Source organism: Thermus brockianus (genome assembly GCF_001880325.1).
GTDB classification, from domain to species: Bacteria; Deinococcota; Deinococci; order Deinococcales; family Thermaceae; genus Thermus; species Thermus brockianus.
Window position 1 is genome coordinate 1,050,034 of sequence record NZ_CP016312.1, and the last position, 9,840, is coordinate 1,059,873.

The 9,840-nt window shown below is 67.2% G+C and carries 11 protein-coding genes; 6 read left to right on the plus strand and 5 right to left on the minus strand.

Translation table 11 applies throughout. From position 1 onward, the window contains the following. Positions 1-63 precede the first annotated feature (63 nt). The gene (cysK, locus tag A0O31_RS05485; protein WP_071677000.1) at positions 64-978 is read left to right on the plus strand and encodes a cysteine synthase A; all 915 of its coding nucleotides are present in this window, start codon (positions 64-66) and stop codon (positions 976-978) included. Here cysK and A0O31_RS05490 read toward each other — a convergent pair. The 5 genes from A0O31_RS05490 to A0O31_RS05510 are packed head-to-tail and all read right to left on the minus strand — an operon-like array spanning position 975 to position 4,956. Then, on the minus strand, positions 975-1,625 hold the full coding sequence (locus tag A0O31_RS05490; RefSeq protein WP_071677001.1) for an outer membrane lipoprotein carrier protein LolA: 651 nt from the start codon (positions 1,623-1,625) through the stop codon (positions 975-977). The genes cysK and A0O31_RS05490 overlap by 4 nt on opposite strands. After that, a complete protein-coding gene (locus tag A0O31_RS05495) occupies positions 1,622-2,413 on the minus strand; it encodes a hypothetical protein (RefSeq protein WP_071677002.1) in 792 nt (263 codons plus the stop codon). Before A0O31_RS05495 ends, A0O31_RS05490 begins: the two co-directional genes overlap by 4 nt. Then, positions 2,410-3,531 (minus strand): ABC transporter permease, encoded by a 1,122-nt coding sequence (locus A0O31_RS05500; protein WP_071677003.1) that lies wholly within the window; start codon positions 3,529-3,531, stop codon positions 2,410-2,412. Before A0O31_RS05500 ends, A0O31_RS05495 begins: the two co-directional genes overlap by 4 nt. Next, on the minus strand, positions 3,528-4,385 hold the full coding sequence (locus A0O31_RS05505) for an ABC transporter ATP-binding protein (protein WP_071677004.1): 858 nt from the start codon (positions 4,383-4,385) through the stop codon (positions 3,528-3,530). Before A0O31_RS05505 ends, A0O31_RS05500 begins: the two co-directional genes overlap by 4 nt. After that, positions 4,372-4,956, minus strand: coding sequence for a TetR/AcrR family transcriptional regulator (locus A0O31_RS05510; protein WP_071677005.1), 585 nt, complete (start codon positions 4,954-4,956; stop codon positions 4,372-4,374). The genes A0O31_RS05505 and A0O31_RS05510 overlap by 14 nt, the downstream gene beginning before the upstream one ends. Before the next feature lie 70 nt (positions 4,957-5,026). Here A0O31_RS05510 and A0O31_RS05515 point away from each other — a divergent pair, with 70 nt between their 5' ends. From A0O31_RS05515 to A0O31_RS05535, 5 genes are all read left to right on the plus strand, one after another. Beyond that, positions 5,027-5,689: a PspA/IM30 family protein gene (locus tag A0O31_RS05515; RefSeq protein ID WP_071677006.1), complete on the plus strand. Its 663-nt coding sequence runs from the start codon at positions 5,027-5,029 to the stop codon at positions 5,687-5,689. A gap of 61 nt (positions 5,690-5,750) precedes the next feature. Continuing rightward, on the plus strand, positions 5,751-6,395 hold the full coding sequence (locus A0O31_RS05520; RefSeq protein WP_071677007.1) for a hypothetical protein: 645 nt from the start codon (positions 5,751-5,753) through the stop codon (positions 6,393-6,395). Positions 6,396-6,402: 7 nt separating this feature from the next. Continuing rightward, positions 6,403-8,250: a 1-deoxy-D-xylulose-5-phosphate synthase gene (gene dxs / locus A0O31_RS05525; protein ID WP_071677008.1), complete on the plus strand. Its 1,848-nt coding sequence runs from the start codon at positions 6,403-6,405 to the stop codon at positions 8,248-8,250. After that, positions 8,237-8,851, plus strand: coding sequence for an MBL fold metallo-hydrolase (locus tag A0O31_RS05530; protein ID WP_071677009.1), 615 nt, complete (start codon positions 8,237-8,239; stop codon positions 8,849-8,851). The genes dxs and A0O31_RS05530 overlap by 14 nt, the downstream gene beginning before the upstream one ends. After that, positions 8,848-9,837, plus strand: coding sequence for a hypothetical protein (locus A0O31_RS05535; RefSeq protein ID WP_071677010.1), 990 nt, complete (start codon positions 8,848-8,850; stop codon positions 9,835-9,837). The genes A0O31_RS05530 and A0O31_RS05535 overlap by 4 nt, the downstream gene beginning before the upstream one ends. Positions 9,838-9,840 lie beyond the last annotated feature (3 nt).

Here is a 9,840-nt window from a genome sequence, read left to right on the forward strand (position 1 = left end):
TTGGGGCTTGCTCCTTTCAGGTTAGCAGATGCCCCCCGCCAAGGAAACCCCTATAGTGAGGGTATGCGGGTGGAAGGGGTCATCGGCAAAACCCCCGTGGTGCGCCTCGCCAAGGTGGTGGAGCCGGGCATGGCCGAGGTCTGGGTGAAGCTGGAGGGGCTAAACCCAGGGGGCTCCATCAAGGACCGCCCCGCCTGGTACATGATCAAGGACGCCGAGGAAAGGGGGATCCTAAAGCCGGGCTCGGGCCAGGTAATCGTGGAGCCCACGAGCGGCAACACGGGCATCGGCCTCGCCATGATCGCCGCAAGCCGGGGCTACCGCCTCATCCTCACCATGCCCGCCCAGATGTCCGAGGAGAGGAAGCGGGTCCTAAGGGCCTTGGGGGCGGAGCTCGTCCTCACGGACCCGGAAAGGCGGATGCTGGCGGCCAGGGAGGAAGCTCTCCGGCTTAAGGAGGAGCTGGGGGCCTTCATGCCCGACCAGTTCAAAAACCCCGCCAACGTGCGGGCCCACTACGAGACCACGGGGCCCGAGCTCTACGAGGCCTTGGAGGGGCGCATAGACGCCTTCGTCTACGGCTCGGGCACGGGGGGGACCATCACCGGGGTGGGGCGCTACCTGAAGGAGAGAATCCCCCACGTAAAGGTCTTCGCCGTGGAACCCGCCCGCTCCAACGTCCTCTCCGGGGGGAAGATGGGGCAACACCAGTTCCAGGGCATGGGCCCGGGCTTCATCCCCGAGAACCTGGACCTAAGCCTCCTGGACGGGGTCATCCAGGTGTGGGAGGAGGACGCCTTCCCCCTGGCCCGGAGGCTTGCCCGGGAAGAGGGGCTTTTCCTGGGGATGAGCTCCGGGGGCATCGTCCTTGCCGCCCTCCAGGTGGCGAGGGAACTGGGCCCGGGCAAGCGGGTGGCCTGCATCAGCCCCGATGGGGGGTGGAAGTACCTCTCCACCCCCCTCTACGCCGAAACCTAGCGGCGCACCACCTGGGCGTCCTTGGGGTAGCGCTTGAGCTGGCTAGGGGTGAGGCTTGCCCGCTTGAACTCCACCACCTTCAGGTCCGCCAAAACCTTCCCCGCCTCGTCCAGGAAGAGGAAGCGCAAGGGCCTCGGGTCCGCCTTCAAGATGTAAAGCTCTAGCCGGGCAAAGCCCTGGCCCTCCTTGGCCTGGCCCACGAGCCTCCAGGCCGGCCCCTCGGGCAGGCGCTCCTCGCCGGCTAGGCGCAGGCTTACCCGCTCGCTTAGGGCCTTCAGGTCGCCCAAGCCCTGAGGGCTAAAGCCCAGGCCCTGCACCTGGGCCTTCTCCTTGGGGCTGATGATGAGCTGGTTGGTGAGGTAGAGGTAGTTCCAGACCTCCTTCTCGGTGACCACGGTAAAGTTGCCCTCCAAGGAACCCGGCTTGAGGAACTCTATGCGGTAAAGGTTTTCCTTGGGCAAGGCGTAGACCCGGGCCTGGAGGTTCTCGGTGCCGGAAGGGCCTTGAACCTGGCCCTGCACCACGGCCTGCCAGGGGCTGGCCAGGTTTTTCTCCACCAGTTCCAAGATCTCCGCCACGGACTGGGCCAGGGTCAAACCCATAAGCCCAAGGGCCAAGATCCAAAAGGGGCTTCGCCGCACGCTCATGGCCACCTCCAGGTGTACCGAACCCAGGCGTAGGGGGACCCTTGGTGGCCCGCCTCGAGGCCCAGGTCCCCCAACCACACCCCGAGGCTACCCGCCCAAGGGTAGGAAAGGGTGAGATGGAGGCTAGCCTCCCCTAAGTAAAGCCCCGCCTCCAGCCGGTTCACCCCACCCAGGCGGAGGAGGAGGTCCAACACCTCCCCTTCCTCCCCCACCTCCCCCTTGAAGCCCAAAAGGGCGTAGGGCCCGGAGGAAACCCCTAGCCCCAGGGTGTAGGTGGCCTCCTGGCGGAAGGCGTAGCTCCCCTCCAAGCGCCAAACCCCGTAAAGCCCCGGTTGCAGGCCGAAGGTGGCGGGCCGGGAAGGGGTGTTCCCTGCCGCCTCCACACCCCAAACCTCCCTAGGGGTGGCCCGGTAGCGCAGGGCTAGCCGCCCGAAAAACCCCGCCTCGGGGAAAAGGGGGAAAGCCCCTTGGGGCCGGTACCCAAGCCGCCCCTCCGCCGCCAGGGGCCCCGCGCCGCCCTCCAGGAAAAGGGCACCCCCTAGGCCCCCTTCCCCCACCTCCCCTTGGGCCCCATAGGCCAAATAGCCCAAAGGCCCCAGGGATAGGCTTCCCAGGTAGCCCAAGGCCCCCCGCCCCACCTGCCCCTTCAGGTAAACCTCCCCTTCCCCCAGGGCGAAAGCGGCTTCCAGGGCCGGGGTCACCCCGCCCGGGGCCCCGTAAAGCCCCGCCTCCAGCCGCCCCTGGGCCAGGGCCAGGCCCAAAAGGAAAAGAAGCGCCACTTTCCTCATACCGCCACCTGCCTTTGGAAGCGGGCCGAGGCCAGGAAGAGGACCAAGAGGGAGAAGAGGGCCAAGGCCAGGAGATGGGGCCAGAGCACCCCAAAGCCCACCCCTTTGAGCATCACCCCCCGCAGGACCTCAATGAGGTAGCGGGCGGGCACCAAGTAGGAAAGTATCTGGAAAAAGCGGGGCATGCCGTCTATGGGAAAGACGAAGCCCGAAAGGAAGATGGTGGGAAAGGCATAGGCGTAGGTGCCGAAGACCGCCTGCACCTGGGTACGGGCCAGGGTGGAGATCAAAACCCCCGCCGCCAAGGAGCCCAAGACGAAGAGGAACATGGCGAGCAAGAGGAGGAGGAGGCTCCCCCGCACCGGTACCCCAAAAACCCAGTGCCCCAAGGCCAAGACCAAGAGCGCCACGGCGAAGGCGATGACCAGATAGGGCAGGACCTTGCCCAAGACCACCTCGTGGGGGCGCAAGGGGGAGGCCAAGAGGCTTTCCATCATGCGGCTTTCCGCCTCCCGGACGATGGACAGGGCGGTGAGGAGCACGGTGAACATGGTGAGGACCAGGCCGATGATGCCGGGGATCATGAACCAGGCGGTCTTGTTGTCCGGGTTGTAGAGGGTGTGGAGGGTGGGGCTCAAGGGGGGCAGGACCGCTTCCCCGGAAAGGGCCCGGCCCACCAGGATGCGGGCGTTCACCTCCTGGATGGCCTTGCGCAAGGTGGCCTGGGCCTGGAAGGCGAAGTTGGGGTCGGTGCCGTCCACGTAGACCTCCAGGTTCACGCTCTCCCCTCGGCGCACCCTTTCCAAGGCCCCTTTGGGCACCACCAAGCCCACCCGGGCCTGGCCCCGGTCCACCGCCGCCACCACCCCCTCGGGGCTTTCCGCCCTCACCGCCAAGCGGAAGCGGTTGTCCCGGGTAAGCTCCGCCAAAAGGGTTTGGCTGATGCGGTCCTGGGAGGCATCGTAAACCGCCAGGGGGATGTTTTCCAGGGTGAAGTTGATGGCGTAGCCGAAGAGGAGGAGCATCAGGGTGGGCAGAAGGACGATGAGCCGGGGGAGGACGTGGTCCCGCCGAATTTGCAAAAACTCCTTTTCCGCTAGGGCGAGGATGCGGCTCATGCTTCCCCCTTGGTGTAGACCAGGAAGACGTCCTCGAGGGTGGGCTCGGTGGGCGTGGCGGGGAAGGGTGGGACCGCACCCTTCCGCAGGATGAGGCGCACCCCGTGGCCGCTCGGCCAGGCGTCCCAAACCCCTTCCACCCGCCGGGCCTCGGCTAAGGTCACGGGGGCGAAGTAGAAGTCCGCCCGCCCCTGGGCCTCGGCCTTGAGCTCCTGCGGGGTGCCCAGGGCCAGGACCCGCCCGGCGAAGAGGAGGGCCAGGCGGTGGCAGCGCTCCGCCTCGTCCATGTAATGGGTGGTGACCAGGACCGCCGCCCCCCTTTCCGCCTCCTGGTGGATGAGGTCCCAGATGGCCCGGCGGGAAAGGGGATCAAGCCCCGTGGTGGGCTCGTCCAAGAAGAGGACCTCCGGGCGGTGGACCACCGCCTGGGCCAGGGCCAGGCGTTGCCGCCAGCCCCCGGAGAGGTGGCCCGCCAGGGCCTTGGCGTAGGGGAGAAGGCCAAAGCGCAAAAGGGCCTCCTCCGCCAGCGCCTTCGCCTCCTTGGGCCGGTAAAGGCGGGCGCGGAAGCGGAGGTTTTCCTCCACGGTGAGGTCGCGGTAGACGCTCTGCTCCTGGGTAGCGTAGCCGATCCTGGCCTTAACCGCCCAAGGCTCCCGCAGCACATCTAGCCCCGCCACCACCGCCCGCCCCCCATCGGGACGCAACACCCCGGTGAGAACCCGCACCAAGGTGGTCTTCCCCGCCCCGTTGGGGCCCAAGAGGCCGAAGACCTCCCCGGGGCGCACGGAAAGGCTCACCCGGTCCAGGGCCTTGAGGCTGCCGAAATGCCTCGTCACCTCCTCAGCGTGCACCATAACGTCCCTCCAGATACCCCCGCACGTAGGCCTCCCGGTCTAAGGGCAGGCGCACCCCCAAAGCCTCCCCCAGGAGGAAGCGGGCGAAAAGGGGGCCCACGAAGGCCAAGGCCAGCTCCTCTGGGGGCTCGTCTGGCCGCAAAAGGCCCTCCACCTGCTTGGCCCGGAAAAAGCCCAAAATCCTTCCCAAGGCCATCCCAAGCCCCCTCGGGGGGCCTTCCGCCAGGAGCTCGGGGTGGCGCAAAAACTCGGTGAGGAGCTTGGGGAGGAGGGTCCGGTGAGCCTGCAAAAACTCCTGGTAGACCTCGGCAAGGACCAAAAGCCCCTCCTCCAAGGGCATACCTTCCCCGGGAAACCGCTCCACAAAGCCTTGGGGAAAGAAAGCGGCCACGGCCTTCTGGAAAAGGGCCTTCTTACTCCCAAAACGGCGAAAGAGGGTTACCTCGCTCACCCCTGCCCGCCGGGCCACCTCCTTGGTGGTGGCCCCCCGGTAGCCCCGCTCCGCCAAAAGCTCCAAAGCGGCCTGGAGAAGGCGGGCCTCGAGGGGGTCGGCTTCCGCAAGTAAGCGCATACTTACAAGTCCACCCTACCCCCGTTCCCCCGCCCCGTCAAGGGTGTGGCATACTGGACCTGGAGGCAGCATGAACCTACTAGACCGCCTTGGGCGTCTCATCCGCGCCAACCTAAACGAGCTTTTGCGCCGGGCCGAGGACCCGGAGAAGATCCTGGAACAGGCCCTCTTGGACATGAAAGAAGCCCTCAAGGAGGCCCGGGAACAGGTGGCGGCGGCCATGGCCGAGGCCAAGCGCCTGGAGCGGGAGGTGGAAAGCCACGAGAAGGAGGCCGCCCTCTGGGAGGAAAAGGCCAAGGAAGCCCTAAAGGCCTCCCGGGAGGACCTGGCCAAAGAGGCCCTAAGGCGCAGGAAGCGGGCTTTGGACCTGGCGGAGGGCTTCAAGGCACAACTGGCGGAGCACCGGGCCCTCACCGAGCGGCTCATGACCCAGCTCAAGGCCCTGGAGGCCAAGATTGACGAGGCCGAGGCCAGGAAGAAGCTCCTCTTGGCCCGGAAGAAGGGGGTGGAGGCGGCGGAGGCGGTGCGCCGGATGGAGTCCCGCTGGGAAGGGCACCCCGCCCTCGAGGCCTTTGAGGAAATGGAGGCCCGCATCCTGGCCCTGGAGGACCGGCACGAGGCCCTAAAGGCCCTGGACGGCCTGGACCTGGAAAAGGCGCTCGCCGCCCTGTCCGGGGAGAAGGAACTGGAGGAAGAGCTCCTTCGGCTCAAGCGGGAGCTAGGCCAAGCCTAGCCTCGGCCCGGAACCTGAGTGTTGGCCAGCCTACGGCGGGAATCAGGGTAAACTCCCTACCATGAGGCGGTCCCTTATGGCCCTCTCCCTTCTCCTCGCCGCCTGCGCCCCCCAGGTAACCCATGCCCCCGAGGCCCGGCCCTTCCTAAAAAGCGAGGCCTTCTACCCCATGGCCACGGGGCTGGAGTGGGTCTATGTGCCCGAGGGGGAACCCCTCTCCTCCCCGCCCTACCGGGTGCGGGTGGAAGGCCCCGCCCTCTACGAGGGCCAGGAAGCCCTTCGCTTCCGCGCCTATGGCCGGGGGGAGGACCGGGTCTACTACCGCCAGGTGGGGGCCTTTGGCGTGCGGCTTCTGGGCTTCCAGGACCCTTCGGCCCGGGTGGTCTTCACCCCACCCCTCCTGGAATACCCCCCGGAGGGCCTCCTCGCCCCGGGCCACCGCTGGGGCGGCAGGGTGGAGGTGAAGGTGGAGCTCCTCTCCCCTTCGGGGCGGGAGCCTTTAGCCCAAGGCCGCCTGGACTACAGCATGGAGGTCCTGGAGGAACGGGAAGTGCGCCTTCCTGCGGGAAGTTTCCGCATCCTGCGCATCCGCCAGGTCTACCAGGACCAGGCGGGCCAGACGGCCTACGAGGTCTGGTTCGCCCCCCGGGTGGGGGAGGTGCGCACCCGGGAGGGGCGCATCCTGGTGGAGCGCAACTTCCAGTGAGGTGGGTATGGTCTTGGAAAAGGTGAACGGCCCCGAAGACCTGAAGCGGCTTAGCCTGGAGGAACTCCAGGCCCTGGCCGAGGAGATCCGGAGCGAGATCATCCGGGTCACGGCGCAAAACGGCGGGCACCTGGCCAGCTCCTTGGGAGCCGTGGAGCTCATCCTGGCCCTGCACCGCGTCTTTCACTCCCCCAAGGACCGCATCCTCTTTGACGTGGGCCACCAGGCCTACGCCCACAAACTGGTCACGGGGCGGAAGGACCGCTTCCACACCCTGAGGCAGGAAGGGGGCATCTCCGGCTTCACCAAGGTTTCCGAGTCCGAACACGACGCCATCACCGCCGGCCACGCCTCCACCTCCTTGGCCCACGCCCTGGGCATGGCCATCGCCCGGGACCTCCAGGGGGAGGACTACCACGTGGTGGCGGTGATCGGGGATGGGGCCCTCACCGGGGGCATGGCCCTCGCTGCCCTGAACAAGATCGGGGAGCTGCAAAAGCGGATGCTCATCATCCTCAACGACAACGAGATGAGCATCTCCGAGAACGTGGGGGCCCTCAACAAGTACTTCAAAGAGCTTCAGATTAGAAAGTGGGTCCACGACATGGAAAAGCTGGGGAGAAACGTGCTGGAGCGCATCTCTCCCCAACTTTTCGGCCTGGTGGACCGGGCGAAGGAAGCGGCCAAGCTCATCCTCCACCAGGAAAACCCCTTCTACGCCTGGGGCTTGCGCTACATCGGCCCCGTGGACGGCCACGACCTGAAGGGCCTCGTCCACATCCTGGAGCACCTTAAGGCCCTGGAAGGCCCCACCCTCCTCCACGTGGTCACCCAGAAGGGCAAGGGGTACAAGGTGGCGGAGGCCGACCCCATCTACTGGCACGGCCCCCCGGGCTTCAACCCCGAAAAACCGGAGAAGGTCTCCAAGGGCTACTCCTGGAGCCAGGCCTTCGGGGACGCCGTCACCGAACTCGCCCACCTGGAGCCCAGGCTCTTCGTCATCACCCCGGCCATGCGGGAGGGCTCGGGGCTCGTGCGCTACTCCCTGGAGCACCCCGAGCGCTACCTGGACGTGGGCATCTGCGAGGACGTGGCGGTGACCACGGCGGCGGGCCTGGCCCTAAGGGGCATGAAGCCGGTGGTGGCCATCTACTCCACCTTCCTGCAACGGGCTTACGATCAGGTGATCCACGACGTGGCCATAGAAGCCCTCCCCGTGGTCTTCGCCATTGACCGGGCGGGCATCGTGGGGGCGGACGGGGCCACCCACCACGGGGTCTTTGACATCGCCTACCTGCGCACCATCCCCAACCTGCAGATCGCCGCCCCCAAGGACGCCCTGGAGCTTCGGGCCATGCTGAAGAAAGCCCTGGAGGTGGGGGGGCCTGTGGCCATCCGCTACCCTCGGGACAACGTGGAAAGGGCCCCCGAGGGGGTGTGGCCGGACATCCCCTGGGGGAAGTGGGAGGTGGTGAAGGAGGGAAAGGAGGCCTACATCCTCGCCTTCGGCAAGACCCTCCGGTACGCCCTCGAGGCCGCGGGGGACGACCCCAGGGTGGGCGTGGTCAACGCCCGCTTCCTCAAGCCCCTGGACCGGGAGATGCTGAGGCAGCTTGCCCGCTACAAACTCCTCACCGTGGAGGACCACCAGCGGATGGGGGGCTTCGGGAGCGCCGTGCTGGAGGCTCTTAACGAGATGGGCCTCAAGCCCGAGGTCAAGGTCCTGGGGCTTCCCGACCGCTTCTTTGAGCACGGCACCATCCCGAGCCTGCACCGCCAGGCGGGGATTGACCCCGAGGGGATCCGCCGGGCCCTGGCGGAGATGGGCCTCGCCCCCGTCCATGAGCGGGCCTGAGCGCCTGGCCTTTGCCGCCAACCTTTACCGGGTGCCAGCGGGGGAGGGCTATTTCCTGGTGGATGCCGGGCTTCCCTGGGAGGCGAAAAAGCTCCTCTCCCTCCTGGCCTCCCCTCCCCTTTTCCTCTTCCTCACCCACCACCACCTGGACCACGCCGGGGGGGCGAGGGCCCTTTGGGAGCGGTATGGGGTGCCCGTCTTCGCCCACCCCCAGGAGTGGCCCTACCTCACGGGGGAAAAGCCCCGCCCGCCCCTTCCCATCCCCCTCCTGGGCCACCGGCTCGCCAACCTGGCCCCGCCCCTCCCCAAGGAGGCCCTCCGCCCCGTAGAGGAAGGGATGGCGCTTGCCGGCTGGCGGGTGGTCCACCTCCCCGGCCACACCCTGGGGCAGGTGGGGCTTTTCCGGGAGGGGATACTTTTGGCGGGGGACGCCCTGAGGGGCAAGGGCCTCCCGCCCCGTTTCATCAACGAGGACCACGCCCTAGCGAAGAAGACGGTGCGCAAGATCCTGGACCTGGGGGCCCGGTGGGTCTACATCGGCCACGGGGGGCCTCTTCCCAGGGAGCGGGTGGAGGCCTTGGCGCGTAAACTGGGCGTATGAGGAAGCTCGTTGCCTTAGGGCTCTTCCTCCTTGGGGCCTGGGCCCAGGAGGTGGTGGTCTACCCGGGTTTCGCCGAGGTGAAGGAGCCCGTGGTCCTCCCCCCGTCCGCCTGGGTGTACCTGGCCGGGGAAAAGCTTGCCCGCATGGTGCCGGGCTCGTTGCGGCTCCTTGGGGTGGAGGAAGAGGAAAGGCTTTTCCAGGGCACGGCGGTTCTTTTCCGCTACCGGGGGGAGGGAAGGGCCTGGCTCCGCTACCTCTATACCGGGCTTTCCGGGGAGGTCTTCTACACCCTCGAGGAGGGCAGGCTCACCGCCTGGGCCAGGCTTCGGCTGGAGGGGGAGGCCCTCCAGGCGGAACGCCTCGCCCTTCTGGCGGGGGAGGTGAACCTCCTCGAGGCCAAGGCCCTTCCGGAAGCCGCCTTTCGCACCCTTCGTGAGGCCTACGAAAACCCCTTTGGCCTCTTCCGCTACGAGCTTGCGCCGAGAACGCTTCTCCCCGGCACCACGGAAATCCCCTTCCAACGGGCCGAGGTGGCCCCCATGCGCCTTCTCCGCTACCAGGGTCCCTTCCGCACGGAGGCCTCCATCCCCTTGGAACGGGGCTACCGCTTCAAGGCCCCCTTCCCCTTGGCCCCTGGGGCCTTGGAGGTGGTGGAGGAGGGCCTTTTCCTGGGCCAGGGCCGCCTTCCCGCTGCCCTTGCGGGCAACCTGGCAGAGGTGTGGCTTGGACCGGACCTGAGGGCGCGCCTTGGGCGTGCCGTCCGCCTCCTTGCCCAGTCGGAGAAGGAGGCCACCTACCTGGTGGAAACCCGCCTGGAAAACCCCTACGCCTACCCGGTAACCGCCCTCCTTGCGGAAACTTTTCCCCAGCCCTTCCGCCTGGACTTCCCCGGGGCCAACCTCCTGCCCGAGGGCTACCGTCTGGAACTCCCCCTAAAACCCCATGAGGCCAAAACCCTCACCTACCGCCTCACCCTTTCCCGCTAGGGA

Bases quoted from the DNA above. Each gene is read 5' to 3' on its own strand.
- cysK (WP_071677000.1), top strand. From the start codon at position 64: ATGCGGGTGGAAGGGGTCATCGGCAAAACCCCCGTGGTGCGCCTCGCC.
- A0O31_RS05490 (WP_071677001.1), bottom strand. From the start codon at position 1,625: ATGAGCGTGCGGCGAAGCCCCTTTTGGATCTTGGCCCTTGGGCTTATG.
- A0O31_RS05495 (WP_071677002.1), bottom strand. From the start codon at position 2,413: ATGAGGAAAGTGGCGCTTCTTTTCCTTTTGGGCCTGGCCCTGGCCCAG.
- A0O31_RS05500 (WP_071677003.1), bottom strand. From the start codon at position 3,531: ATGAGCCGCATCCTCGCCCTAGCGGAAAAGGAGTTTTTGCAAATTCGG.
- A0O31_RS05505 (WP_071677004.1), bottom strand. From the start codon at position 4,385: ATGGTGCACGCTGAGGAGGTGACGAGGCATTTCGGCAGCCTCAAGGCC.
- A0O31_RS05510 (WP_071677005.1), bottom strand. From the start codon at position 4,956: ATGCGCTTACTTGCGGAAGCCGACCCCCTCGAGGCCCGCCTTCTCCAG.
- A0O31_RS05515 (WP_071677006.1), top strand. From the start codon at position 5,027: ATGAACCTACTAGACCGCCTTGGGCGTCTCATCCGCGCCAACCTAAAC.
- A0O31_RS05520 (WP_071677007.1), top strand. From the start codon at position 5,751: ATGAGGCGGTCCCTTATGGCCCTCTCCCTTCTCCTCGCCGCCTGCGCC.
- dxs (WP_071677008.1), top strand. From the start codon at position 6,403: ATGGTCTTGGAAAAGGTGAACGGCCCCGAAGACCTGAAGCGGCTTAGC.
- A0O31_RS05530 (WP_071677009.1), top strand. From the start codon at position 8,237: ATGAGCGGGCCTGAGCGCCTGGCCTTTGCCGCCAACCTTTACCGGGTG.
- A0O31_RS05535 (WP_071677010.1), top strand. From the start codon at position 8,848: ATGAGGAAGCTCGTTGCCTTAGGGCTCTTCCTCCTTGGGGCCTGGGCC.